The organism is Kiloniellales bacterium, from assembly GCA_030066685.1.
In the GTDB taxonomy this organism is placed as follows: Bacteria; Pseudomonadota; Alphaproteobacteria; order Kiloniellales; family JAKSBE01; genus JAKSBE01.
Genome location: JASJBF010000052.1, coordinates 39,608 through 63,400, shown reverse-complemented (window position 1 = coordinate 63,400; position 23,793 = coordinate 39,608). Strand labels below are relative to the sequence as shown.

Genomic DNA, 23,793 nt, shown 5'->3' with positions numbered 1-23,793 from the left:
GTCAGCCCACCAGGGCGGCGTCCCGGGCCGGCGCGGCCTCGGCGAGGCTGTCCTGCTCCAGGGACTTCGAGAACAGCGACAGCAGGGTTCCGGTGGCGAAGATCAACAGCAGGGTCAAGCCAGAGGCCAGGAAGGCCGCGGGCCAATACAGCAGGTCCCCCTCGAAGCGGGCGGTCAGCCGCGCCGCGGCGAGGTGCGCGACCTGTATCGGCAGCATGACCAGCAGCGAGGCGGCGACGAGCCGCCAGCCGTTGCCGTCGCTGAGGTGCCAGGCGCCGCCGAAGGAACGCTGCCGGTCCGTGGCCAGAGCCGGCAGGATCAAGGACAGCCGGGTGGTCGCGTAGGTGGCGATCAAGAGGGCGCCGATCAGGCTCAAGATCTGAAGCGCGATGAACTGGACTTCCTGGCCCAGCGACATGCCGCCCGCCAGGCCGGCAGAGACCAGAGCGGCCTTGGCGCCAAGCATCGCGCCGAACCCCAGGGTGACGAACAGCACCGAGACCAGCACCAGCACGGCAAGGAACATCAGGCTCAGCAGCAGCCAGGCGCCCAAGTACCTGACCTCGCGAAAGCCGAGACGGATACCCAGGGGACCGGAGACCGCGTCCTCTCCCAGGAGCACGACGCGGTGCCAGGTGACCAGGACGGCGGCGGCGACCAGGGACTGGGCCAGGACGTTGGCGAAGAGAAGGCCGAGGTGGGGTAGCAGAGCCGTCGGGTCCAGGCCCTCGGGCCAGGGGCTGAAGCCGCCGAAGGCCAGGTTCAGGCCGAAAAGCAGCAGCAGCGGCAGCCCGCCGACCCGCAGCAGCGCGCCCGGGTGGGCGCGCAGGAAACCGTAGCTTTCCCCGACCATCCGCCAGATGCGGATCCTTGCGCCCTGCATGGGCCGGACCTCTCGGTTGTGAAACCGCCAGCACTGGCCCGCGAGTCTGGCAGGACGGCCTTAGAATTCGTTAAACGGCCCGCCGAAGAGCGGAGGCAGCGCCCGATCAGATGTCCGGGTTCTTGCCCGGCCGGCCGGGCCGGGCCGCCTCGCCGGCCGGCAGCTCTTCGCTGCCCAGCGCCGCGGCCAGCCGCGTCCGGGCGCTGCCCGGAGCCAGGGGCTGCGGCTGGGAGGCGTGGGGCGCCCAGCCGGTCATATAGAGCACCTGGAAGCTGGCCGGGATTCGGCCGTCGGGCCGGGCGTGGCGGGCCTGGTAGAGGGCTGCGGCGCGGAGCAGGGTCTCGCGCCGGCTGGCGCCGCGGCGCTGCGCCGCGACCGCGTTGGTCTCGCCCAGCGCGCGGAGGTCCTGGACCAGGGCGAAGGCGTTCTCGTAGTCGAGGGTGAGGCTGTCGAGGTCGGCGACCGGCAGGGCGAAGCCGGCACGCTGCAGCAGGCCGCCAAGGTCGCGCAGGTCGGCGAAGGGCGAGACCCGCGGGCTGGCGCCGCCCTCGACCTCGAGTTCCGCGTCCAGCAACGACTGGCGCAGCTCCGCGAGGGTCTCGCCGCCGAGCAGCGCGGCGAGGAAAAGCCCGTCGGGCTTCAGCGCGTGGCGAATCTGGACCAGGGCGCCGGGCAGGTCGTTGACCCAGTGCAGCGAGAGGCAGGAGAGGACCAGATCGAAGCTCCCGGCGCCGAAGGGCAGAAATTCCTCGTCGGCGGCCAGGGCCGGGCCGCCGCCGGCGGCCGCTTGCGCCGCCATTTCCGGGGCCAGGTCGCTCTGCACCAGCGTCTCGACCCCGCCCCGGCCCTTCAAGGCCCGGCCCAGGGTGCCGACGCGGCAGCCCAGGTCGAGGGCCAGGGGGAAGCGGCGCTTGACGTCGTCCAGGCGGTCGGCGAGGCGCTCGGCGATCTCGCGCAGCAGGGCGGTCTCGCCGCCCAGCGCGGCGGCCCGGGCCCGGTGCCGGCGCAGCAGGCGGCGGTCGAAGACGGTATAGCTCTCTGTCACGATCAGCGCTCCTTGTCCCTATATGGCATGCCGCGGCCGGGTCCGGAAACCTCGGTCGCCCGCCCTCCGGGCGTTGACGCCGGCCGGCCGGTGGCCAAGACTCCTGCCATGGTCGCCGTGTCGAGATTGGGGGGCGCCGTCGGCCAGGCCGGCCGCTCCGTGCTCAACGCCTTGCTGCCGCCGCGCTGCCTGTCCTGCGGCGGGCTGGTCTCGGCGCCGGGCAGCCTCTGCCCGAGCTGCTGGCAGGGGGTCGCCTTCCTGGCGCCGCCCCACTGCGGGATCTGCGGCCTGCCCTTCGCCTACGACCCGGGACCCGAGGTCTTCTGCGGCGCCTGCCTGCGCCGGCGGCCGGCCTTCGACCGGGCCCGGGCGGTGATGCGCTACGACGACAACAGCCGCGGCCTGATCCTCGGCTTCAAGCACGGCGACCGGACCGAGGCCGCGCCAGCCTATGCCGAGTGGCTGGCGCGGGCCGGGACCGAGCTGCTCGGCGAGGCCGAGATGATCCTGCCGGTGCCGCTGCATTGGCGCCGGCTCTTCGCCCGGCGCTACAACCAGGCCGCCCTGCTGGCCCAGGCCCTCGGCCGCCGGACCGGGCTGCCCTACCGCCCGGAGATCCTGCGCCGGTGCCGGCACACCCCGCCCCAGGGCCGGCTCTCTGCAGCCGCCCGCAAGCGCAACCTTCGGGGCGCCTTCGCGGTCGAGCCGCGCCGGCGGCCGGAGATCGAAGGCCGGCGTCTGCTCTTGGTTGACGATGTCTTGACCACGGGCGCGACGCTGTCGGCCTGCGCCCGGGTGCTGCGCCGCGCCGGGGCCGCGCAGGTCGACGCCCTGGTGCTGGCCCGGGTGGTCCGGCCCAGCGCGGTGTGATCACGACCTGTAAATCCGCGGCCTTTAGACTTACATTGAGCCTGGGATTGTGGGGATCCCGGTGGTGTCGGGAAGTGGGAGTCCAGGATGGCCGAGGTCGAGATCTATACGACGATGTTCTGTCCATATTGCTTTCGGGCGAAGCGGCTCTTGAAGGACAAGGGCGTGCCCTACCGTGAGATCGACGTAAGCATGGATCCGGGCGGCCGCCAGAAAATGATCCAACGGGCCGGCGGGCGCACGTCTGTGCCGCAGATCTTCATCGACGATGAGCACGTCGGCGGCTCCGACGAGCTCTACGCCCTGGAGCAGAGCGGCAAGCTCGACCCGCTCCTGGAGCGCGTGGGATGACCGGCCGCTTCACCGTCGGTCTGGTCCAGATGACCTCGGGCCGCGACCTCGGCCCCAACATCGAGGCCGCCACGGCCCTGATCCGCGACGCCCGGGATCGGGGCGCCGACTTCGTGCTGACCCCCGAGACAACGACCATGATGGAGCCGCGCCGCCGGCTGACCCTCGAAAAGGCGCGCCCGGAGGCCGAGCACGAAGGGGTCACAGCCTTTTCGGCCTTGGCGGCGGAGCTCGAGCTCTGGCTGCTGATCGGCTCCATGACGGTTGGGCTGGACGGCGAGAAGGTCGCCAACCGGTCCTTCCTCTTCGACCCGGCCGGCCGGATCGCCGCGCGCTACGACAAGATCCACATGTTCGACGTCGAGATCCCGGACGGCCAGAGTTACCGGGAATCCTCGACCTACCAGGCCGGCAGCGCGGCGGTGACCACGACCCTGCCTTGGGGCATCCTGGGCCTCAGCGTCTGCTACGACCTGCGCTTTCCTCAGCTCTACCGGGGCCTGGCCCAGGCCGGGGCCGATTTCCTGACCGTCCCCGCCGCCTTCACTGAGTTCACCGGCCAAGCCCATTGGCACGTCCTGCTGCGCGCCCGGGCCATCGAGACCGGATGCTTCGTCTTCGCCCCGGCCCAGTGCGGCGAGCACGCCGAGGGGCGACGGACCTACGGCCATTCACTGGTCGTGGCGCCCTGGGGCGAGATTCTGGCCGACGGTGGCGAGGCGCCCGCCGTGGTCACCGCCGAGATCGATCCCGCCCGGATCGCCGAGGCCCGGCGCATGGTGCCCGCGCTGGGCCACGACCGCCGCTTCGAGCCTCCGGCGGCATCCCATCTCCGCGAGGCCGGGGAGTAGGCTCGGCGACACCGGTCCGCTTCACCCCGCCAGGGCTTCGGATTCGGCCTCCAGCGTCGCGAGCAGGTGGTCGCGCAGGACCCGGACCCGTGGCGCCCGGCCGACACTCTCGTTGACCAGCAGCAGCAACTCGAGGCGGCCCAGCTCGGCGCCTGACCAAAGTCTCTCGAGGCCGGGGGTGCGATCGCCGGTGATCGAGGGCAGGAGCAGCAGGCCCAGGCCGGCCTCGCCCGCGGCCCGCCGGGCCTGCAGGCTGTTGCTGCGGAAGACGATCCGGGCCTTGCGCAGGCTGCGGCTCAGCCAACGCGCGGGGGCGGCGTGGCCCTGGCTCTCGTCGAAATCGATGACGGCGTGACCCTCCAGGTCGAAGGGCGAGGCGGGTCTGCTTCGGCGGTCCAGGTAGGCGGGCGCGGCATAGATCCCGAAGCCGACCGCGAAGCCGGCGACCGCCTGGAAGCCGCCGCGCTGCGGCCGCTCGAAGCGCAGCGCCAGGTCGGTTTCGCGCTGGGCCAGGCTGGCCGTGGGGCTCGCGGTCACCAGCTCGACCCGCAGCAGGGGATGGGCCTCGGCAAGCCGGCCGAGGCTCTCGGCGATGACCGCCGCGCCCAGGAACTCGGGTGCGGTGACCCGGGCCTCGCCGCCGACCTCGTCGGACAGGCCGCCCAGATCCGCCGTCGCTGCGGCCAGCTCCGCCTCCATACGCTCCACCGTTTCCAGCAGGCGCCGGCCGGCCGGGGAGGGCGCATAGGGGTTGCGGCGCTGCTCGAAGAGCCGGGTCTCGAGCCGGGCCTCGAGCGCGGTCACCCGTCGCCACACCGTGGCCGGCGAGCTCTCGAGCCGGCGCGCGGCGGCGGCAAGGTTGCCCGCCGAGGCCAGGGCGGCAAAGAAGCGCAGGTCGTCCCAATTCATACCGTTACGAATATGAAATGAGCTTTTTCAAATCCAGGAGTTTTGTTTCGGGTTTGAGGGCCATAGTCTGGTTTCTGGTTCGCGAATGGTTGGAAACGGGGAGCCTTGCCGGATGAAGACCCTGGGGCTGATCGGCGGGATGAGCTGGGAAAGCACCGCCATCTACTACCGCCACCTCAACGAACTGGCGCGACAGCGCCTGGGCGGCCTGCACTCGGCGCAGCTTCTGCTGTGGTCCTTCGACTTCGCCGAGATCGAGGCCCTCCAGGCCGCCGAGGATTGGGAGGCGGCCACGGACAGCATGGTCGAAGCCGCGCGGGCTCTGGCCCTGGCGGGCGCCGACGCGATCGTGATCTGCACCAACACCATGCACCGCATGGCGGCCGAGGTTGAGGCCGCGGTCGAGATCCCGCTGATCCACATCGCCGATACCACGGCGGCGGCAATCCAGTCGTCGCCCGCGCAGCATCCGCTGCTGCTGGCCACCGGCTATACGATGGCGCAGGACTTCTACAAGGGCCGGCTGCGCGACCGCCACGGCATCGATGTCGCGGTGCCGGACGAAGCGGGCCGCGATCTCGTCCATCGGGTGATCTACGAGGAGCTCTGCCAGGGCGTGGTCCGACCTGAGTCCAAGGCTGCCTATCTCGATCTGATCGAGGCCCAGCGGTGCGGCGGCGTCGACGGGGTGATCCTCGGCTGTACCGAGGTCTGCATGCTGATCGGCCCTGAAGACGTTGACCTGCCGGTCTTCGACACGACGCGGATCCACGCCGAGCGGGCCCTCGACTTCGCGCTATCGTGAGCCCCGGACCCAATGAGCGGAATACCGAAGGAGTTCGCCATGTCCAGCTTTCCCGAGAGAATTCAGGCTCTCGAGCCTTTCTCTGAGCGTTTCGACGCGTTCCGCCTGCGGGCCGAGGGAGCGGACGTCCTCTTCGCGGTCTATCCGGCAGGGACGACGATCCCGCCCCACGATCACGACACGGAGAACCACGGGGTCATCACCAAGGGCGAGCTGATCCTGATCCGCGCGGGGGTGGAGGAGCGCTACGGCCCCGGCGATTGGTATCACCTTGAGGCCGGGGAAGAGCACGCCGCCCGCTTCGAGGTCGAGACCGAGGAGATCGAGTTCTGGTTCCGGACGTGATCCGGCGGCGGCCTCACCCGGCCTCGTTCCGCGCGCAGATCCGCTGCACCGCCGCCGGCCGCGGCTCCTCGACGACCAGGTCCTCGTAGGCCAGGACCCGGAGCCGGCCCTGCACGGCCGCCAGCAGCTCGCCAGGCACCAAGAGATGGTCGGGGTTGCGGGGCTTGCCGAAGCGCTCGTTGCCGCGGGCGAAGGTCTCGTAGATCAGGACCCCGCCCGGGGCCACGGCGTCGACCAGCGCCGGCAGGAGCGGCCGATGCAGGTAGTTGGTCACCACGACCCCGGCGAAGCTGCGGCCGGCCAAGGGGAAGGGCCCGCCGTCCTCCAGGTCGGCTTCGACGATCTCCAGGCCCTCCTTTCCGGCAAGGTCGGCAAGGGCCGAGACCGCGATGTCGACTGCGGTCACCGGGTGGCCGGCCGCCAGGAAGAGCCGGCTGTGCCGGCCGCCGCCGCAGGCGAGGTCGAGGACCGCCCCAACCGCCGGGACCAGCGGCGCGAAGCGCTCCACCCAGGCGGAGGGCCGGCTCGGGCCGTGAGGTCGGGCGGGCGCGGGCTCGGACATGGCGGTCATCCTAGACGCTGCCGGCGAGTCCGATAAAGGTCACGCGCGGCCGCCGCTCGAGCGGGTGCGTCCCATCCTCGGATCGGGTAAGCTGCCGCCGGCTCGAGGACCCATGACCCAAGGACCGCGGAGGCGAGAAGGAATCATGCGCGCAGGCTTTGCCACTCCCGTCGCGGTCCTTGCCGGAAGCCTGATCCTGTTGGGCTGCGCGCCCGAGCAAGGCGCCCAGCCGGCCTTTCCGAGCTCGGAGCTTCAGTTGGCGGCGGCCTCGGCGCGCATCAGCACGCCCTCGCGGCCGCTGCAGTGCGTGCCCTATGCGCGCCGGATCTCGGGCATCGAGATCCGCGGCGACGCCTGGACCTGGTGGCGTGCCGCCGCGGGCCGCTACGCCCGGCGCCACACGCCCATGGCCGGATCGGTCCTGGTGCTGGGGCGCAGCCGGCAGCTGCGCGGCGGCCACATCGCGGTGGTCGAGGCGGTCCTCAACGATCGGGTGATCCTGATCAGCCACGCGAACTGGCTGAACCGGGGCCGGGTCCACGAGAACACCCCGGTCGTCGACGTCTCGCCGGAGAACGACTGGTCGCTGGTTCGCATCTGGTATACGCCGGGACGGACCTTGGGCGGCCGCAGCTACCCAGCCAAGGGATTTATCTACCCCAAGCGCCCTTCGGCGTAAGTCAAACAGCAATATATCGCTTGAAATTCAGATCGCTGCGGGAATTTGTGGCAGATTTGCAACAGCGATGCAATTCCGCTGTTACTCGCGTAAAAATTCGTTAACGCTTCCGAGAACGACCCACTAAGTTAGAAAGGGCGACGCGGATTCGCGTCGCCCCCGACGACAGGTTTTGGTTCTGCGTCTTTTGAATCTGTCGTCCCTTTATCCTCCCTGTGAACTCGGGGCCACTTCTTTTGCGGTGGCCCCTTATTTTTGACTCCGCTTCAAAACGATTGCAACAGAATCTTCATCTTGACTTCGCCTGGCTGGACCGATCAAGAAAGGCCGAATCCCTCGACTTTTTGAATCAAGAGGCGGCTTGGTCCTTGCCTGCTCCTCACGGCGTGTAACACTTGACCTGGAGATGGGCCGCGATACCGGCCCTTTCGGGATCCGATATCGACATGATCCGTTTCGACCTCAGATGCCGGCGTGATCATCACTTCGAGGCCTGGTTCCGCGACAACGCCGCCTTCGAGGCGCAGGCCGCGGCCGGAGATCTCGGCTGCCCCGTCTGCGGGTCCCACAAGGTCGAGAAGGCGATCATGGCGCCGCGCATCGCCAGGTCGGCCGATCCGTCGGGGCCTGGCCAAGGCGCGCGTCCCCACGCCTCGGTCGCCATGGCAAAGGGCGGATCGCCCGAAGAGGCGCAGGCCCTGCGCGCCACCCTGGAGCGGCTGCGTGACCACGTGGAAGCGACCTGTGACTATGTCGGCGAGGCCTTTCCCGAGGAAGCCCGAAAGATCCACTACGGCGAGACCGAGGCCCGCGGCATCTACGGCCAGGCCAGCGACACGGAGGCCGAGGCCCTGGCCGAGGAAGGCGTCGAGTTCAGCCGCCTGCCGCTGCCGCGCCGCGATTCCTGAGCGCCGGGCTCAGGCCCGAGGCCGGATCGCGGCGAGCATGTAGTTGACCTCGAGGTCTCTGGACAGTCGCCAGTCGTCGCTCAAGGGGTTGTAGGCGACCCCGATCATGTCGGCGACCGCCGCCCCCTGGGCCCGGAGGCCGGCGGCCAGTTCCGAGGGCCGGACAAAGCGCCGCCAGTCATGGGTGCCGCGCGGCAGCCAGCGGAGCAGATACTCGGCGCCGACGATCGCCAGGAGGAAGGACTTCGGCGTCCGGTTCAAGGTCGCCAGGACCAGGGCGCCGCCGGGGCGGGTCAGGGCGACCGCGGCGGCGAGGAAGGCGGTCAGGTCGGCGACGTGCTCGACCACCTCGAGCGAGACGACCGCATCGAAGCTCTCGCCCGCGGCCGCCAGCTCCTCCGCGGTTCCCTGGCGATAGGCGATGTCGAGGCCGGACAGCTCGGCGTGCCGCCGGGCGACCTCGACCGATGTCGCCGAGGCGTCGAGACCGGTCACCCGGGCGCCGAGCCGGGTCAGAGGCTCGCAGAGCAGGCCGCCGCCGCAGCCGACGTCGAGGATCGACAGACCCTCCAGGGGGCGGGGCTCCAGGGGATCGCGGCCGAACTGCGCGGCCAGGCGGTCGCGGACATAGGTCAGGCGCACCGGGTTGAGACGGTGAAGGGGGGCGAACTGGCCCGCGGGATCCCACCAGTCCTCGGCCAGGGCGGAGAACTTCTCGATCTCCCGCGGGTCGGCCGTCGACGCCGCGGCGCCGCCGGTCTTGTGGTCGCTTTCGGCCAAGGGACTCGCTCCTCGCCTCCGCTTGTCAGGGCTGAGGGGAGGGAGTATGGATAGCCGCCCTCAGCTGGGCAAGCCGTCGTCGGCCGCGCCGCGGCACTTGCTTTCTTCCGGGACCTCAGGACCATGGCCCGAATTGTCATGAAATTCGGTGGCACCTCGGTGGCCAACCTGGAGCGCATCCGGCACGTCGCCAAGCGGGTCCAAGCCGAGGTCGAGCGCGGCAACGAGGTGGCGGTCGTGGTCTCGGCCATGTCCGGGGTCACCAACCAGCTGGTCGACTACGTCAACGACAGCGCCAGCCTCTTCGACCTCAGGGAATACGACGTCGTGGTCTCCTCGGGCGAGCAGGTGACCGCCGGGCTCCTCGCGGTGGTGCTCCAGGACCGGGGCGTGATGGCCCGCTCCTGGCTCGGCTGGCAGCTGCCGATGCGCACCGACGACTCCCACGGCAGCGCCCGGATCCAGCAGATCGAGGTCGCGGAGATCTGCCGCCGCATGACCGAGGGCCAGGTCGCGGTTGTCGCCGGCTTCCAGGGCGTCGACTCCCAGGGCCGCATCACGACCCTGGGCCGCGGCGGCTCGGACACCTCGGCGGTCGCCCTGGCCGCGGCCCTGCAGGCCGAACGCTGCGACATCTACACCGACGTCGACGGCGTCTACACCACCGATCCCCGGATCGTGGCCAAGGCCCGGAAGCTCCACAGGATCACCTACGAAGAGATGCTCGAAATGGCCTCGCAGGGCGCCAAGGTCCTGCAGACGCGGGCCGTCGAGGCGGCGATGAACCACCGGGTCCGGGTCCAGGTGCTGTCCAGCTTCGAGGAGCTGCCGGGAACCCTGGTCGTCGATGAGGACGAAATCATGGAACAGCAAGTCGTCAGCGGCATCGCCTACAGCCGGGACGAGGCCAAGATCACCCTGGTGCAGGTTCCGGACCGGCCCGGCGTGGCGGCGGGGATCTTCGGGCCCCTGGCCGAATCCGCGATCAACGTCGACATGATCGTGCAGAACGTCTCCGCCGAGGGCGGCAAGACCGATCTGACCTTCACCGTGCCCAAGGCCGACCTGGCCGCCGCGGTGCGTGCGCTCGAGGCCAGGAAGGATGAGCTCGGCGCCGCCGAGATCGTCTCCGACCCCAATGTCGTCAAGGTCTCGGTGATCGGCGTCGGCATGCGCAGCCACGCCGGCGTGGCGCTCAGCATGTTCCGCGCCCTGGCCGAGAAGGGGATCAACATCCAGGTCATCTCGACCTCCGAGATCAAGGTCAGCGTCCTGATCGCCGAGGAATACACCGAGCTGGCCCTGCGCAGCCTGCACACCGCCTACGGCCTCGACGCCGACTAGGAGCTTCCGCTCGGGCGGCGCGCGGCATCGGCCCGACGGCAGAGGCCCTGCAAGGCGGCTTTGCGGACCAAAAATGTGACGTTTTTGGGGCAGGACGCGAAGCGTCTAGGTGCCGCCATGCCGATTTGTTACAAAGCCTTAGTGGATTTGGCCTTCAACAGGTCTAGAAAGCTGGCGTTAACCACTGAGCAGTAACTTCTATGGTCTGTTCGGCCAGGGCAGGGCGGCTGCGTGCGGCTCTTGCGCTGGGCGCAGAGAGACGTGTTGTCGGATCAGAAGCGGAAACTCGTGTCGTCGACGGAAAACAGGGACTCTTTCTCGCCGGCCTGGCCGGGTGATGACGCGGAGCCGCGGCCCCTGGCGGCTGACAGCGTCGCGCGCAAGCTGCGCGAGGCCCGGACCGATGCCAGTCAGGAACTGGACGATATCGCCCACGCTTTGCGAATCCGCTACGACTATCTGCTGGCGATCGAGGAGGGCCGTTTCGAGGATCTGCCCGGGCCGACCTATGCCGTCGGCTTCGTGCGTGCCTACGCCGACTATCTCAAGCTCGACACGGAAGACATCGCCAGTCGTTTCAAGGCCGAGGTCGCGGACTTCACGCGCCGGACCGAGCTGGTCTTTCCGAGTCCGGAGCCGGAGACCCGGATTCCAGGCAGCCTGATCTTCCTCGTCTCCGCCGTCCTGATCGCGGGAGCCTACGGGGTCTGGTACTTCTCCTCGACCGGAGCGGAGCAGGTGGCAACGCCGCGGGTCGACGAGGTTCCCGAGGTGCCGGCAGTCCCGGCGGCCGAGGTGCCCGCGCCACCGCCCAGCGTGAGCGTCGCCGATCTTCCCGATGCCCCGTCCGGCTTCGTCGATCCCTCCGACACGGACACGGCCACTGCGGGATCTTCGGCCTCGGATCCTGGCATCGCGCCGGTCGGTTCGGAACCCGGCTCCCAGATCGCGGTCGCCGAACTTCCGGAGACGGACGCGATCGGGCCGCAGTCTGCCGAAACAGAGCCGGCCGCGGCACCCGAGGCGACCGAGGCTTCGCCGGCGCCGACCGCGGCAACCGAGGACCTCAGTCCGCCGGCGGTGCCGGTCGAGGTCGAGGTCGAGGCCCAGGTCGAGGCCGTCCTGGACAACGACGCGACCGCCGAGGCCACGCTGCCGAGCGGCGGCCCGGAGGCGGAGGACTCCCCGGTTGAGCCGACCGCGGCCGAACAGGTCCCGGAGGCGCCAGAGCTCGCCGAGGCGCCGGCCGAGGCGGAGGCGATCGAGCCCCGCGAGGCGGCCCCGGTCGCGGCGCCGACACCCTTAGTGTCACCGGTCGAAGAGACTGCAGAAGCGGCAGAACCGCCCGCCGGCGGAGCGGCCGCCGCCTTCGAGAACGGCACCCCGGACGGGGCCGCTGCCACCGAGGACACGGCCGCCGTCGTCGTGGCCCGAGGCGCCGAGACCGCGGAGGCCCAGGCCGACGCCGCGCCGGAAGACCAGAGCACAGCCGAGACCCAGAGGCCGGCGGCCGTGCAGCAGCGCGAAGGGGTGACCATCGCGCCCCTGCCGCCCCAGGCGCCGGGCCGCCAGCCCGCGGTTCAGCCCGAGCCCGTCCAGACCGCCGCGCTGGGAGAGAGCGAGCCGGAGGCGCCGGTCGTCTACGGCTCGGTCAACGGGGAGTCCCGGATCGTCGTCCGGGCGATCTACGACTCCTACGTCCTGATCCGGGACGCCGACGACAAGCTGATCCTGACCAAGGTGCTGCGCCGTGGCGAAAGCTATCGGGTGCCGGACCAGCAAGGCCTGACCATGCTGACCGGCAATGCCGGCGGCCTGCAGATCGAAGTCGACGGCCAGGCCACGCCCTCGGTCGGCGCGGTCGGCGCTATCGTGCGCAACATCAACCTCGACCCGACGCGCCTCAAGAGCGGGACCGCGACCAACCCCTGATCCCAAGGCAGCCGCACCGAATCCGCTGGCCGGGCCTGGGCCGGCAGCGGCGATGTTTAAGATCTGTGACCGGGTCCAGCGAGCCTTGAGTTTTCGGCGCGAAGGACGCATCTTGCGCCCCGACAGGCGCCGGGCGCCTCCAGAGCGAACCGGAGACATCGGTCGCGACGGGCCGCGGCGAAGGCGGCCCGGGTTGATCCCAGGGGCCGGCCCGGCGCGGCGCAATCGAGAGCGATGTTCATGAGCGTTCGGCCTTATCGCGATATTCATCGCCGCGCCTCGCGGCAGATCCGGGTCGGCAAGGTGGCCGTCGGCGGCGACGCGCCGATCACGGTGCAGTCGATGACCAACACCCTGACCTCGGACGTGGCTGCGACGGTGGCGCAGATCCGAGCCCTTGAGGTCGCCGGGGCCGACATCGTGCGGGTCTCCTGTCCGGACGAGGAGTCGACCGCGGCCCTTAAGCAGATCGTGCCCGAGGTTACGGTGCCGATCGTCGCCGACATCCATTTCCACTACAAGCGGGCGATCGAGGCGGCCAAGAACGGCGCCGCCTGCTTGCGGATCAACCCGGGCAACATCGGCTCGACCGAGCGGGTGCGCGAGGTGGTCAAGGCGGCCAAGGACCACGGCTGCTCGATGCGGATCGGGGTCAACGCCGGCTCTCTGGAGCGCGACCTACTGGAGCGCTACGGCGAGCCCTGCCCCGAGGCCATGGTCGAGAGCGGCCTGAACCACGCCAAGATCCTCGAGGACCAGGACTTCTTCGAGTTCAAGATCTCCTGCAAGGCCTCCGACGTGTTCCTGGCCGTCGCCGCCTACCAGGGCCTGGCCGAGGCCTGTGACTATCCGCTGCACATCGGCATCACCGAGGCCGGCGGCCTGCGCTCGGGGACCATCAAGTCATCGATCGGCCTGGGCATGCTGCTGTGGTCGGGCATCGGCGACACCCTGCGGGTCTCGCTCTCCGCCGACCCGGTCGAGGAGATCAAGGTCGGCTTCGACATGCTCAAGGCGCTGAACCTGCGCCACCGCGGGGTCAACGTGATCTCCTGCCCGTCCTGCGCCCGGCAGCAGTTCGAGGTCATCAAGACCGTCGAGGTCCTGGAACAGCGCCTGGCCCACATCACCACGCCGATGACGCTCTCGGTGATCGGCTGCGTCGTCAACGGCCCGGGCGAGGCCCGCGAGACCGACATCGGCTTCACCGGCGGCGGCAAGGGCACCCACCAGGTCTACATCAGCGGCGTGCCGCACCACCGCCTCCAGGACGAGGACATCGTCGAGCACCTGGTCAAGCTGGTCGAGGACAAGGCGGCCGAGATCGAGGCCGCCAAGGCCGCCGAAGAGCAGGGCGAGGCTCCGCCCCAGGCCGCCGCGTCCTAGCCCAGGGGATCTCCAGCGTTGCGCGCTTTGCAGCCCGTCAAGGGCACGCACGACATTTTGCCGGACGACATGCGCCGCTTCCGCGCCGTCTTCGAGACGGCGCGCGAGGTGGCGGCGCGCTACGGCTACCGCGAGATGGCGACGCCGATCTTCGAGTTCACCGAGGTCTTCAAGCGGACCCTGGGCGACACCTCCGACGTCGTCACCAAGGAAATGTACACCTTCGACACCAAGGGCGGCGAGCAGGTCACCCTGCGCCCGGAGGCGACCGCGGGGGTGGCCCGCGCCTTCATCTCCGGCGGCCTGGCGCAGCAGCTTCCGCTGAAGTTCTTCTTCGCCGGCCCGATGTTCCGCCACGAGCGGCCGCAGGCCGGCCGCCAGCGCCAGTTCCACCAGATCGACATCGAGCTGCTGGGGGTGCCGCAGCCCCTGGGCGACGTCGATATCATCGCCGCCGGCGCGGCGATACTCGATGCCCTGGGCGTGCGCGACAAGACCACCCTGGAACTCAACACCCTGGGCGACCCGGAAAGCCGCAAGGCCTACCGCGAGGCCCTGGTCGCCTATTTCCGGGATCACGAGGCCGATCTCTCAGAGGACAGCCGCCTGCGGCTGACCCGCAATCCCTTGCGGATCCTCGATTCCAAGGACCAGGGCGACCGCGCCCTGGTCGCCGGCGCGCCGCTCTTCGCCGACTACCTGAACCCGGCCAGCGTGGACTTCTTCGACGAGGTCAAGACCGGCCTCGACGCCCTGGGGATCGCCTACCAGCTCAACCCGCGGCTGGTCCGCGGCCTGGACTACTACACCCACACCGCCTTCGAGTTCACCACCACGGCCCTCGGCGCCCAGGGCGCGGTGCTGGCCGGCGGCCGTTACGACTTTCTGATCGAGCAGCTCGGCGGTCCGCCGACGGCCGGCACCGGCTGGGCCGCCGGGGTCGAGCGCCTGGTCCTGCTGATGGCCGCGGAGCTGCCCGACCTGCGGCCCCTGGTGGTGGTGCCGCTGGGCGCCGAGGCCGAGCGCGCGGCCCTGGCCCTGACCGAGCGCCTGCGCCGCGAAGGCTTCACGGTCGAGCTCGGCTTCTCGGGCAACATGAAGAAGCGGCTGTCCCGGGCCAACAGGATGAAAGCCCGCGCCGCTCTCATCCTGGGCGAAGACGAACTCGCAAAGGAGTCCGTGACCCTGCGCGACCTGGATTCCGGCGAGCAGGAGCTGGTGCCCTTCGCCGCGCTGAGCGAACGGCTCGCGCGGATCGGCTAGCCCGGGGTATCCTGGCCGGAGATGCCATGGAGTCCCTGACGGAAAACGACGCCCTGATCTTCGGGGTCAATCAGAGGACGGCCGGTCCGCTGCTGCGCCAGCGGCTGCTGGAGGTCGACGGCGATGCCGCGCGACGGCTTGCCGATCTGCGCGCCGCCGGCCTGACACAGGCGGTCCTTCTCGACACCTGCGAGCGCCTCGACGTGGTCGCGGCCGGCAGCGAGGCCGAGGTCCTGCGCGAGCGGCTTTCCACGCTCCTGGCCGCCTGGGGGCAGGTCGAGGCCCGCGAGGTGGCCGAGCAGGCCTACCTGCTGGAGGGCGAGGCCGCGGTCCGGCACCTCTTCGCGGTCGCCTCCTCGCTGGACAGCGAGATCCTCGGCGAGCCCCAGGTCCTCGGACAGGTCAAGGAGAGCCATCGCGCGGCCTCGGCGGCGGGCATGACCGGGCCTTTCATCGACCGCCTCTTCGAGGCGGCCTATGCCACCGCCAAGCGGGTCCGCAGCGAGACCGGGCTGGCGGCGCAGCCGGTGACCATCGCCGCGGCGGCGCTGCAGGTCGCCCGGCGGATCCACGGCGCCCTCGACCGCTCCACCGCCTTGATCGCGGGGCTGGGCGAGATGGCCGAGGTCCTGGGCTGGCAGCTCAAGGATGCCGAGATCGGCGATCTGGTCTTCGCCCATCCCTCGGAAGCCCGCGCCGGCCAGGTCGCCCGGCGCCTGGCCTGCCATTACCGGCCCTGGGAGGAACTGGCCGAGGCCCTGAAGGACGCCGACATCCTGGTCGCGGCCCGGGGCAGCGGCCGCTACACCGTCACCGAGGCCATGGTCCGCACGGCATTGAAGCGCCGCCGCTGGCGCCCGATATTCATCATTGACGCGGCGGTGCCGGGCGACGTCGAACCGGCGGTCGACCAGCTGGAAGAGGCTTTCGTCTACAATCTGGACGATCTGGAACGGGTCGCGCAGGAGGGCCGGGCCAGCCGCGACAAGGCCTCGGGTTCGGCCTGGGCGCTGATCGAGGAGGAACTCGGGAACTTCCTCCGCACCCGGGCCGAACGGGCGGCGACGCCGACGGTCGCGGCCCTGCGGGACCATTTCGAGAGCGAGCGCCGCAAGGTGCTGTTGCAAGGCGGCCTGGATGCCGAGGCGGCGACCCGCCTTCTCATCAAGCGGCTGCTCCACGATCCCTCCCGCCGCCTGCGCGACGCCGCGGCTGCCGGTGAGGCCTCCCGGCTGGAGGAGGGGCTGCGCCGGTTGTTCGGCCTGGACCGGTCGCCGGCCGAGGACAAGGCGAAGAAAGAACAGGACGGCACGTGAATTTGGACGAGAAGTTGGCGCGGGTGGTCGAGCACCACCAGAAGCTCGGCGAGGACTTGACCCGGCATCCGGATCCGGGCTCGGCCGACTACACGCGCCTGGCAAAGGACTACGCGGACCTCGGCCCGGTCGTCGAGGCGGTCGAAGGCCTGCGGGCGGCGCGCAAGGAGGCGCGCGACCTCGAGGCCCTGCTCGCCGAGGACGGCAGCGACCCGGAAATGCGGGAGCTGGCGGCGGCCGAGCTCGAGGCGGTCGAGGCCCGGCTCCCGACGCTGGAGCAGGAGGTCAAGATCATGCTTCTGCCCAAGGATGTCGACGACGAGCGCAACGCCATTCTGGAGGTGCGCGCCGGCACCGGCGGCGACGAGGCGGCGCTCTTTGCGGCCGAGCTCTACCGGATGTACCAGCGTTTCGCCGAGCACAACGGCTGGCGCATGGAGAGCCTGTCCGATTCGGAAACCGGCCTGGGCGGGCTCAAGGAGGCCTCGGTCCTGATCTCGGGGCCGGGCGCCTATGCGCGCCTGAAGTTCGAATCCGGCGTGCACCGCGTGCAGCGGGTGCCCTCGACGGAATCCAGCGGCCGCATCCACACCTCGGCGGCGACGGTCGCCGTGCTGCCGGAAGCCGAGGAGGTCGACGTCAACGTCGACGAGAAGGACCTGCGTATCGACACCTATCGCTCCCAGGGCGCCGGCGGGCAGCACGTCAACACCACGGATTCGGCGGTCCGGATCACCCACATCCCGAGCGGTATCGTGGTCACCTGCCAGGACGAGAAGTCGCAGCACAAGAACAAGGCCAAGGCCATGAAGGTCCTGCGGGCGCGGCTCTACGACGCCGAGCGCCAGGCGCAGGAATCGGCGCGGGCGGAAAGCCGCCGGGTCCAGATCGGCAGCGGCGACCGCTCCGAGAAGATTCGCACCTACAACTTCCCGCAGGGCCGGGTCACCGACCACCGGATCAACCTGACCCTCTACAAGCTCGACCGGATCCTGTCGGGCGATGCCCTGGACGAGGTGGTCGGCGCCTTGATCGCCGAGGACCAGGCGGCGCGGCTGGCGCAGGACCCGGCGGCGGACGGCGAGGACGCGGCGTGAGCGCCGTGATGTCGGATACGCTCGAGGTGGGCGAGGCCCTGCGGCGTGGGACGCTGCGTCTGCGGCGGGCCGGCGTCGAGGCGGCCTCGCGCGACGCCCGGCTGTTGCTGGCCGAAGCCGCCGGCCAGGCGCGCACCCGCCTGACCGCTTTTCCGGAACGACGCCTGAATGCCGGCGAGCTGGCCGCCTACGAGACCTTCCTCGCCCGAAGGGCGCGCCGAGAGCCGGTCTCCCGGATTCTCGGCCGGCGCGAGTTCTGGAGCCTGGATTTCGCAGTGACGGCCGACACCTTGGATCCCCGGCCCGAGACCGAAACCCTGGTCGAGGCTGTGCTGGCGCGCCTGCCGGACCGGCGTGCGCACCTCAGGGTCCTCGATCTCGGCAGCGGCAGCGGCTGCATCCTGCTGGCCCTCCTGTCGGAGCTGACGGCGGCGCGGGGCTTGGGCGTGGACCGCAGCGTGGCGGCGGTCGAGGTCGCCAGGGGCAACGCCGAGGCTCTCGGCCTGCAGGATCGGGCCGCCTTCCGAGTCGGCGACTGGGCCGAGGATCTTGCCGGGACTTGGCAAGCAATTGTTAGCAATCCGCCCTATATAGTCGAATCAGAGATCGAGGATCTCGCGCCTGAGGTGAGGGTCTACGACCCGCTCCAGGCGCTCTCCGGCGGCCGCGATGGCTTGGACGCCTATCGCGTCCTTCTCCCGCAGGCCGCCAGGTTGTTGGCTCCGGAAGGGCTGCTTGCCCTCGAAGTCGGCTTTGGCCAGGCGGACGTGGTCCAAGGGCTCGCCGAAGCGGTCGGCCTCAAGGTCCAGGAAAGGGTCCGAGACCTTGCCGGGCGCGAGCGGTGCCTGATTGCCACACCCTTTTCAAGAGGTTGAGATCAGGGAAAAAAGGGTTGGAAATATGGGGAATCCCGACTAGGGTGTCGCATCCGAACGGGGATAGCCCCTCGGACTCAGCGCCAGGCAAAGGCGCCCGCGATCCCAAAGCGTAGGTACTGTAGCGAGCCAACCCTTCTGTGGCTTGGCCCGAAGCGGGTCGGGGATGCGAGCAAACAGGGTTTTGCGGAAGAACTTCAGGAACGATGAGACAAGCGCACAACGCAAGGCGGTCGCGCGGCCGCTCAAATCGTAAGCACAACGTCCCTCTCAAGCATCAGAGCTTCGAGAGCAACGGTCCGGATGTTCGGATCAGGGGCAATGCCCACCAGGTCTACGAGAAGTACCTGGCCATGGCCCGTGACGCCACTTCCACAGGTGACCGAATCTCGGCCGAAGGCTACTACCAGCACGCCGAGCACTACTTCCGGATCATGAACGACAGCACCGATCCGCAGAGCGCGCAGCGGCCGCAACAGCAGCAGCAGCGCCAGCGCGAGAACGGTCACGACCGTCAGGGTCCGGACGGTGGTCAGCGCGCGGAGCCGGCTCAGCCCGCCGAGGGCGCGGAGCCGGTCAAGGCGACGGACGGGGCCGAGCCGGTCGCGGATGCCGGGCAAGCCGCAGAAGCGGCAAAGGCCGAACCCTCTCCCGCGCCGGCGGCCGAGGCCGCCGTCAACGGTGCCGAGGTCAACGGCGGCGGCGAGCGGCCGGCGCCGAAGCGCCGCAGGCGGGCCCCGAAGGCCGCCAAGCCGGAAGACGGCGAGGCCGCCAAGGAAGACAAGGAGTCCCCGCCGCTGCCGGGCGTGTAGGGCAGCAGCCGGCCGGACCAGTCCAACAGCCGCTCCAGAGCATCGACAGGTTGGAGTCGCCTTGGCGGCGCGGCGCGCGGGCGCCCGGCCGACTCAGGCGATCGTTTCCAGCGGGTCCCCCTCGGCGACCTGGCCCGCCTCGAGCACACGGAGATAGACGCCCATCAGGCAGTGACCGTAGCCCCGCTGCAAGGCCAGCGGCAGGTTGAGGTCGCGCTCGGCGGTTTCCGGGTCGACGTTGATGGCGGCGCAGCGTTCGATGGCGTCGACGACCTTGAAAGTGGCGCCGCCGATCCGCAGGCGGCCTCCGATCCATTGCATCTCCTCCCAGGCCTCCGCGCCCTCGACGTAGAGGTTGGCGCGGAACCTCAGCGGCTCGACCGGCGCCCCGACGATACGCTGGAGGTCGCCGACGCTCGCGAGGTTGATCAGGGAGATGAATGGGTCCGGCGCGTCGGTGTAGGCGAAGCCCCTGGCCTCGACGAGCCGGGGCGCGCCCTGGCCCGCGGCGGCGAGGAAGGCGGTCAGGAACTGGGTCAGCAGGGTTCGGCCCAGAGGGTCGCCGGCCTTGCCTTGCGACACCTGCCGGCCGTGGCGGAACAGGACCAGTTGCTCGGTGTCGTCGTCGAAGGCGACCCGCAGCTGGGCCAGGCGCTCGTCGCGCTGGAGCTGGTGGAAGGCGGACTTCGGCTGCCAGCCGTCCTGGGCCGGATCCCCCGGCCGGAGCGCCGCTCGGGCGATGGCGAAGCGCCGGTCGTGGGGGAGGGCGCGGTCAGGGCTGAGGGCGATCCGCGGCAGGCTTTCCCCGGACAGGCCCTTGACCGGATAGCGGTAGATCGCCCGGATCGACGTGGACATCGCAGTTCCCTCTCGAAGGAGCGCCATAATCCTTCGCCGAAGCCCCGGAATCAATGCCCCGCGGTCCGCGCGGCTCTGAGCCAAATTGATAATGCGAGTGATTTGCAATTGCATCTGCGGTGGCGGCAGGGTACAAAGCGCGTGATGTTCGGCGCCGCGCCCGATCCGGTCAGGCCCATTCAGCCCTGGGCCCTGGGCCGGTCTTCCCAAGGCTCGTCCGTCGGCATCGATCTCTCCTGATACGACACTTTGGGAATCTTCCCCGACCCCCGCCGCACAGGCGGGGGTCTTTTCTTCGCGGGGCCGGCCGAAGCGCTTGAGTTGGGCTGCCGGATCTCCCATATATTCGGAAGCGAGATCGCCCGAAGGATATCAAGGGGATCAATGCGTTAAGGGGCCGCGCGCCGCTGAATTCGGGCGCGAGCCGTTGGACCGCAATCCTTGGCCGCACGCCGAGACCGGGTGCCGCCGGAGAGGGACAGCATGGATTTCGAGAACTACAGCGACCGTTCGCGCGGCTTCATCCAGGCGGCGCAAAGTCTTGCGCTGCGCAGCAATCACCAGCGCCTGACTCCCGAGCACCTGCTCAAGACCCTGCTCGACGACAAGGAAGGTCTGGCCGCCGGCCTGATCCGTGCGGCGGGCGGGGATCCCGCGTCCGCCCTTCGTGCGATCGAGGCCGAGCTGGGCAAGGTGCCCAAGGTCGAGGGCGCGGGCGCCGGGCAGCTCTACCTGACGCCGGAGCTGGCGCGGCTCCTGGAGCAGGCCCAGACCCTTGCGGAGAAGGCCGGCGACAGCTTCGTCACCGTGGAGCGCCTGCTGCTCGCCCTCGCGATGGCGGCCGGCACGCCCGCGGCCAAGGCCTTGACGGAGGCCGGGGCGACGCCCCAGGGCCTGAACCAGGCGATCAACGACCTGCGGAAGGGGCGCACCGCGGATTCGGCCAGCGCGGAGGAGGGCTACGATGCCCTCAAGAAGTACGCCCGCGACCTGACCGCCGACGCCCGGGCCGGCAAGATCGACCCCGTGATCGGCCGCGACGAGGAGATCCGGCGCACGATCCAAGTGCTGTCGCGCCGGACCAAGAACAACCCGGTGCTGATCGGCGAGCCGGGAGTCGGCAAGACCGCCATCATCGAAGGTCTGGCCCAGCGCATCGTCAACGGCGACGTCCCCGAGTCCCTGAAGGACAAGCGGCTCATGGCGCTGGACCTCGGCGCCATGGTGGCCGGCGCCAAGTTCCGCGGCGAGTTCGAAGAGCGCCTCAAGGCCGTGCTGCAGGAGATCGCGGCAGCCGAGGGCGAGATCATCGTCTTCATCGACGAGCTGCACACCCTGGTCGGCGCCGGCAAGGCCGAGGGCGCGATGGACGCCTCCAACATGCTGAAGCCGGCCCTGGCGCGCGGCGATCTGCACTGCGTCGGCGCCACGACCCTGGACGAGTACCGCAAGCACGTCGAGAAGGACGCGGCCCTGGCGCGGCGCTTCCAGCCGGTCTTCGTCGCCGAGCCCAGCGTCGAGGAGACGATCTCGATCCTGCGCGGCCTGAAGGAGAAGTACGAGCTGCACCACGGCGTGCGGATCACCGACGGCGCCATCGTGGCCGCGGCGACCCTGTCAAACCGTTACATCACCGACCGCTTCCTGCCGGACAAGGCGATCGACCTGGTCGACGAGGCGGCGAGCCGGCTGCGCATGATGGTCGACTCCAAGCCGGAGGCGATCGACGAGCTCGACCGCAAGCTGATCCAGCTGAAGATCGAAGAGGCCGCGCTGAAGAAGGAGAGCGACAAGCCCTCCCAGGAGCGCCTCGAGAAGCTGAAGAAGGAGATCGCCGACCTGGAGGAGAAGTCTGCCACCCTTACCACCCTGTGGCAGGCGGAGAAGCAGACCCTGGCCGGTGCCCAGAAGGTCAAGGAGGCCCTGGACGAGGCCCGCGGCGAGCTCGAGATCGCCCAGCGGGAGGGCCGGCTGGACCGCGCCGGCGAGCTGCGCTACGGCACGATCCCCGACCTGGAGAAGCAGCTCGAGGCGGCGGTGGCGGCCCAGGACAACCGGATGCTCAACGAGGAGGTCACCGACGGCGAGATCGCCGGGGTGGTCTCGCGCTGGACCGGCATCCCGGTCGACAAGATGCTCGAAGGCGAGCGCGAGAAGCTGCTGCACATGGAGGGCTCGCTGCGCGACCGGGTGATCGGCCAGGACGAGGCTATCGTCGCGGTCGCCAACGCGGTGCGCCGGGCCCGCGCTGGCCTGCAGGACCCGAACCGGCCGATCGGCTCCTTCCTCTTCCTCGGCCCGACCGGCGTCGGCAAGACCGAGCTGACCAAGGCCCTGGCCGCCTTCCTCTTCGACGACGAGGCCGCCATGGTCCGCCTCGACATGTCGGAGTACATGGAGAAGCACGCGGTCTCGCGGATGATCGGCGCGCCGCCGGGCTACGTCGGCTACGAGGAGGGCGGCGCCCTGACCGAGGCGGTCCGCCGCCGGCCCTACCAGGTGGTGCTCTTCGACGAAGTCGAGAAAGCCCATCCCGACGTCTTCAACGTGTTGCTGCAGGTCCTCGACGACGGCCGCCTGACCGACGGCCAGGGCCGCACGGTGGACTTCCGCAACACCCTGATCATCATGACCTCCAACCTCGGCTCCGACGTCTTGGCGAACCAGCCCGAGGGCCAGGACTCGACCGAGGTCCGGGGCCAGGTCATGGAAGTGGTGCGCGCCGCCTTCCGGCCCGAGTTCCTCAACCGTCTGGACGAGATCCTGCTGTTCCACCGGCTGACCCGGGCGCAGATGACCGGGATCGTCGAGATCCAGCTGCAGCGCCTGGACGCCCTCCTGGCCGAGCGCAAGATCAGCCTGGAGCTGGACGGCAGGGCGCGGGAATGGCTGGCCGAGAGCGGCTACGATCCGGTCTACGGGGCTCGGCCGCTGAAGCGGGTGATCCAGCGCGAGCTGCAGAACCCCCTGGCCGAGATGATCCTGGCCGGCAAGGTCGCCGACGGCGAGGCGGTCCGGGTCTCGGCCGGGGAGGGGCACCTGCTGATCAACGGCCAAGCGGTCAAGGCCGAGGCGGCCTGAGCGCCCGACTTGCGGATTTGCCGGGGCGGCGGCGCAGCTTGCCGCCGCCTTCGGCGTTCCGGCGCCCTTGAATTCTTCGATGATTCCCCGATCTTGAGTCGGTGACCGGCCTGTTGGGAGGAAGGATGTTCTACGACACGCGCAAGGGCGATCACGGCCTGCCGCACAACCCCTTCAAGAGCTGCGTCGTGCCGCGGCCGATCGGCTGGATCACTTCGATCAGCGCCACCGGCGAGGTCAACCTGGCGCCCTACAGCTTCTTCAACGGTGTCGCCGGGGAGCCGCCGATGGTGATGTTCGCGACCAACGGCCGCAAGCCGGACGGCAGCGGCAAGGACTCCGTCGCCAACTGCGAGGCGACCGGCGAGTTCGTGGTCAACATCGCCACCTGGGAGCTGCGCGAGGCCATGAACCAGACCAGCCTTCATGTCCCCGGCGCGGTCGACGAGTCCGAGCTCGCCGGGCTGGAGACCGAGGCTTCCACGCTGGTCAAGCCGCCGCGGGTCAAGGCCTCGCCGATCCACCTGGAATGCCGCTTCCACCAGACCGTGGAGCTGCCGGCCAAGAACCCCGGGAGCCGCAACGCCATCGTGATCGGCGAGGTCATCGGGATCCACATCGACGATTCGGTCCTGACCGCGGGCCTGGTCGACATGGAGAAGGTCAAGCCCATCGCCCGCCTCGGCTACCTGGACTACACGCGGGTCGACCACGTCTTCGCCATGCGCCGTCCGGGTTAGGGTCTCCGACCGGAAAGGACGGGACTACCCCTCACCCAGCTCCGGCTAAGGCGCGGCTATCGCCGCACCAAGCCTGCACAACCCTCTCCCCGAGGGAGAGG

The 23,793-nt window shown here is 69.9% G+C and carries 23 protein-coding genes; 17 read left to right on the top strand and 6 right to left on the bottom strand.

Going from position 1 to position 23,793, the window contains the following annotated elements; genetic code table 11:
• Window position 1: 1 nt before the first annotated feature.
• Both QNJ30_25400 and QNJ30_25395 read right to left on the bottom strand, forming a co-directional pair.
• Window positions 2-883: a hypothetical protein gene (locus tag QNJ30_25400; GenBank protein ID MDJ0946798.1), complete on the bottom strand. Its 882-nt coding sequence runs from the start codon at window positions 881-883 to the stop codon at window positions 2-4.
• Between the two features lie 106 nt (window positions 884-989).
• Window positions 990-1,934, bottom strand: coding sequence for a methyltransferase domain-containing protein (locus tag QNJ30_25395; GenBank protein MDJ0946797.1), 945 nt, complete (start codon window positions 1,932-1,934; stop codon window positions 990-992).
• 84 nt (window positions 1,935-2,018) lie between these two features.
• On the opposite strand from QNJ30_25395, the gene QNJ30_25390 reads away from it, so the two are divergent.
• The 3 genes from QNJ30_25390 (at window position 2,019) to QNJ30_25380 (ending at window position 4,000) form a co-directional block, all read left to right on the top strand.
• Entirely contained in the window at window positions 2,019-2,798 is a 780-nt protein-coding gene (locus QNJ30_25390; protein ID MDJ0946796.1) for a ComF family protein, read from the top strand.
• An 87-nt stretch (window positions 2,799-2,885) separates the two neighbouring features.
• Window positions 2,886-3,149 (top strand): glutaredoxin 3, encoded by a 264-nt coding sequence (gene grxC, locus QNJ30_25385; protein ID MDJ0946795.1) that lies wholly within the window; start codon window positions 2,886-2,888, stop codon window positions 3,147-3,149.
• A complete protein-coding gene (locus tag QNJ30_25380; GenBank protein MDJ0946794.1) occupies window positions 3,146-4,000 on the top strand; it encodes a carbon-nitrogen hydrolase family protein in 855 nt (284 codons plus the stop codon). The genes grxC and QNJ30_25380 overlap by 4 nt, the downstream gene beginning before the upstream one ends.
• 21 nt (window positions 4,001-4,021) lie before the next feature.
• Here the strand turns inward: QNJ30_25380 and QNJ30_25375 are convergent, their stop codons facing one another.
• Complete coding sequence (locus QNJ30_25375; protein ID MDJ0946793.1) at window positions 4,022-4,909, bottom strand: LysR family transcriptional regulator; 888 nt, start codon at window positions 4,907-4,909, stop codon at window positions 4,022-4,024.
• 112 nt (window positions 4,910-5,021) lie between these two features.
• Here QNJ30_25375 and QNJ30_25370 point away from each other — a divergent pair, with 112 nt between their 5' ends.
• The gene (locus QNJ30_25370; GenBank protein MDJ0946792.1) at window positions 5,022-5,714 is read left to right on the top strand and encodes an aspartate/glutamate racemase family protein; all 693 of its coding nucleotides are present in this window, start codon (window positions 5,022-5,024) and stop codon (window positions 5,712-5,714) included.
• A 39-nt stretch (window positions 5,715-5,753) separates the two neighbouring features.
• A complete protein-coding gene (locus tag QNJ30_25365; GenBank protein MDJ0946791.1) occupies window positions 5,754-6,059 on the top strand; it encodes a cupin domain-containing protein in 306 nt (101 codons plus the stop codon).
• A 13-nt stretch (window positions 6,060-6,072) separates the two neighbouring features.
• Here the strand turns inward: QNJ30_25365 and QNJ30_25360 are convergent, their stop codons facing one another.
• On the bottom strand, window positions 6,073-6,621 hold the full coding sequence (locus QNJ30_25360) for a class I SAM-dependent methyltransferase (GenBank protein ID MDJ0946790.1): 549 nt from the start codon (window positions 6,619-6,621) through the stop codon (window positions 6,073-6,075).
• A 145-nt stretch (window positions 6,622-6,766) separates the two neighbouring features.
• On the opposite strand from QNJ30_25360, the gene QNJ30_25355 reads away from it, so the two are divergent.
• The gene (locus QNJ30_25355) at window positions 6,767-7,300 is read left to right on the top strand and encodes a CHAP domain-containing protein (protein ID MDJ0946789.1); all 534 of its coding nucleotides are present in this window, start codon (window positions 6,767-6,769) and stop codon (window positions 7,298-7,300) included.
• A gap of 446 nt (window positions 7,301-7,746) precedes the next feature.
• Window positions 7,747-8,208, top strand: coding sequence for a DUF1178 family protein (locus QNJ30_25350; protein MDJ0946788.1), 462 nt, complete (start codon window positions 7,747-7,749; stop codon window positions 8,206-8,208).
• Between the two features lie 9 nt (window positions 8,209-8,217).
• On the opposite strand, the gene ubiG is transcribed toward QNJ30_25350, so the two are convergent.
• A complete protein-coding gene (gene ubiG / locus QNJ30_25345; GenBank protein MDJ0946787.1) occupies window positions 8,218-8,988 on the bottom strand; it encodes a bifunctional 2-polyprenyl-6-hydroxyphenol methylase/3-demethylubiquinol 3-O-methyltransferase UbiG in 771 nt (256 codons plus the stop codon).
• Between the two features lie 123 nt (window positions 8,989-9,111).
• Here ubiG and QNJ30_25340 point away from each other — a divergent pair, with 123 nt between their 5' ends.
• The 8 genes from QNJ30_25340 (at window position 9,112) to QNJ30_25305 (ending at window position 19,013) form a co-directional block, all read left to right on the top strand.
• The gene (locus QNJ30_25340) at window positions 9,112-10,332 is read left to right on the top strand and encodes an aspartate kinase (protein MDJ0946786.1); all 1,221 of its coding nucleotides are present in this window, start codon (window positions 9,112-9,114) and stop codon (window positions 10,330-10,332) included.
• Between the two features lie 288 nt (window positions 10,333-10,620).
• Entirely contained in the window at window positions 10,621-12,264 is a 1,644-nt protein-coding gene (locus QNJ30_25335; GenBank protein ID MDJ0946785.1) for a DUF4115 domain-containing protein, read from the top strand.
• Window positions 12,265-12,504: 240 nt separating this feature from the next.
• Window positions 12,505-13,650: a flavodoxin-dependent (E)-4-hydroxy-3-methylbut-2-enyl-diphosphate synthase gene (ispG, locus tag QNJ30_25330; GenBank protein ID MDJ0946784.1), complete on the top strand. Its 1,146-nt coding sequence runs from the start codon at window positions 12,505-12,507 to the stop codon at window positions 13,648-13,650.
• Between the two features lie 18 nt (window positions 13,651-13,668).
• Window positions 13,669-14,913: a histidine--tRNA ligase gene (gene hisS, locus QNJ30_25325; GenBank protein ID MDJ0946783.1), complete on the top strand. Its 1,245-nt coding sequence runs from the start codon at window positions 13,669-13,671 to the stop codon at window positions 14,911-14,913.
• A gap of 26 nt (window positions 14,914-14,939) precedes the next feature.
• A complete protein-coding gene (gene hemA, locus QNJ30_25320) occupies window positions 14,940-16,229 on the top strand; it encodes a glutamyl-tRNA reductase (GenBank protein MDJ0946782.1) in 1,290 nt (429 codons plus the stop codon).
• Window positions 16,226-17,326, top strand: a complete 1,101-nt coding sequence (gene prfA / locus QNJ30_25315; GenBank protein ID MDJ0946781.1) for a peptide chain release factor 1 — start codon at window positions 16,226-16,228, stop codon at window positions 17,324-17,326. The genes hemA and prfA overlap by 4 nt, the downstream gene beginning before the upstream one ends.
• A gap of 8 nt (window positions 17,327-17,334) precedes the next feature.
• Window positions 17,335-18,201, top strand: coding sequence for a peptide chain release factor N(5)-glutamine methyltransferase (gene prmC / locus QNJ30_25310; protein ID MDJ0946780.1), 867 nt, complete (start codon window positions 17,335-17,337; stop codon window positions 18,199-18,201).
• A 206-nt stretch (window positions 18,202-18,407) separates the two neighbouring features.
• A complete protein-coding gene (locus QNJ30_25305; GenBank protein MDJ0946779.1) occupies window positions 18,408-19,013 on the top strand; it encodes a DUF4167 domain-containing protein in 606 nt (201 codons plus the stop codon).
• 93 nt (window positions 19,014-19,106) lie between these two features.
• Here QNJ30_25305 and QNJ30_25300 read toward each other — a convergent pair whose 3' ends face one another.
• Complete coding sequence (locus tag QNJ30_25300; GenBank protein MDJ0946778.1) at window positions 19,107-19,871, bottom strand: MOSC domain-containing protein; 765 nt, start codon at window positions 19,869-19,871, stop codon at window positions 19,107-19,109.
• A 483-nt stretch (window positions 19,872-20,354) separates the two neighbouring features.
• Here QNJ30_25300 and clpB point away from each other — a divergent pair, with 483 nt between their 5' ends.
• Window positions 20,355-22,952 (top strand): ATP-dependent chaperone ClpB, encoded by a 2,598-nt coding sequence (gene clpB, locus QNJ30_25295; protein ID MDJ0946777.1) that lies wholly within the window; start codon window positions 20,355-20,357, stop codon window positions 22,950-22,952.
• Between the two features lie 125 nt (window positions 22,953-23,077).
• Window positions 23,078-23,692, top strand: coding sequence for a flavin reductase family protein (locus QNJ30_25290; GenBank protein ID MDJ0946776.1), 615 nt, complete (start codon window positions 23,078-23,080; stop codon window positions 23,690-23,692).
• The last annotated feature ends 101 nt before the right edge of the window (window positions 23,693-23,793 follow it).

What these genes read in the sequence shown, in the direction of transcription:
- QNJ30_25400 (MDJ0946798.1), bottom strand. Translation starts at nt 883, where the DNA reads ATGCAGGGCGCAAGGATCCGCATCTGGCGGATGGTCGGGGAAAGCTAC.
- grxC (MDJ0946795.1), top strand. Translation starts at nt 2,886, where the DNA reads ATGGCCGAGGTCGAGATCTATACGACGATGTTCTGTCCATATTGCTTT.
- QNJ30_25380 (MDJ0946794.1), top strand. Translation starts at nt 3,146, where the DNA reads ATGACCGGCCGCTTCACCGTCGGTCTGGTCCAGATGACCTCGGGCCGC.
- QNJ30_25375 (MDJ0946793.1), bottom strand. Translation starts at nt 4,909, where the DNA reads ATGAATTGGGACGACCTGCGCTTCTTTGCCGCCCTGGCCTCGGCGGGC.
- QNJ30_25370 (MDJ0946792.1), top strand. Translation starts at nt 5,022, where the DNA reads ATGAAGACCCTGGGGCTGATCGGCGGGATGAGCTGGGAAAGCACCGCC.
- QNJ30_25365 (MDJ0946791.1), top strand. Translation starts at nt 5,754, where the DNA reads ATGTCCAGCTTTCCCGAGAGAATTCAGGCTCTCGAGCCTTTCTCTGAG.
- QNJ30_25360 (MDJ0946790.1), bottom strand. Translation starts at nt 6,621, where the DNA reads ATGTCCGAGCCCGCGCCCGCCCGACCTCACGGCCCGAGCCGGCCCTCC.
- QNJ30_25355 (MDJ0946789.1), top strand. Translation starts at nt 6,767, where the DNA reads ATGCGCGCAGGCTTTGCCACTCCCGTCGCGGTCCTTGCCGGAAGCCTG.
- QNJ30_25350 (MDJ0946788.1), top strand. Translation starts at nt 7,747, where the DNA reads ATGATCCGTTTCGACCTCAGATGCCGGCGTGATCATCACTTCGAGGCC.
- QNJ30_25340 (MDJ0946786.1), top strand. Translation starts at nt 9,112, where the DNA reads ATGGCCCGAATTGTCATGAAATTCGGTGGCACCTCGGTGGCCAACCTG.
- ispG (MDJ0946784.1), top strand. Translation starts at nt 12,505, where the DNA reads ATGAGCGTTCGGCCTTATCGCGATATTCATCGCCGCGCCTCGCGGCAG.
- hemA (MDJ0946782.1), top strand. Translation starts at nt 14,940, where the DNA reads ATGGAGTCCCTGACGGAAAACGACGCCCTGATCTTCGGGGTCAATCAG.
- prmC (MDJ0946780.1), top strand. Translation starts at nt 17,335, where the DNA reads ATGTCGGATACGCTCGAGGTGGGCGAGGCCCTGCGGCGTGGGACGCTG.
- QNJ30_25305 (MDJ0946779.1), top strand. Translation starts at nt 18,408, where the DNA reads ATGAGACAAGCGCACAACGCAAGGCGGTCGCGCGGCCGCTCAAATCGT.
- QNJ30_25300 (MDJ0946778.1), bottom strand. Translation starts at nt 19,871, where the DNA reads ATGTCCACGTCGATCCGGGCGATCTACCGCTATCCGGTCAAGGGCCTG.
- clpB (MDJ0946777.1), top strand. Translation starts at nt 20,355, where the DNA reads ATGGATTTCGAGAACTACAGCGACCGTTCGCGCGGCTTCATCCAGGCG.
- QNJ30_25290 (MDJ0946776.1), top strand. Translation starts at nt 23,078, where the DNA reads ATGTTCTACGACACGCGCAAGGGCGATCACGGCCTGCCGCACAACCCC.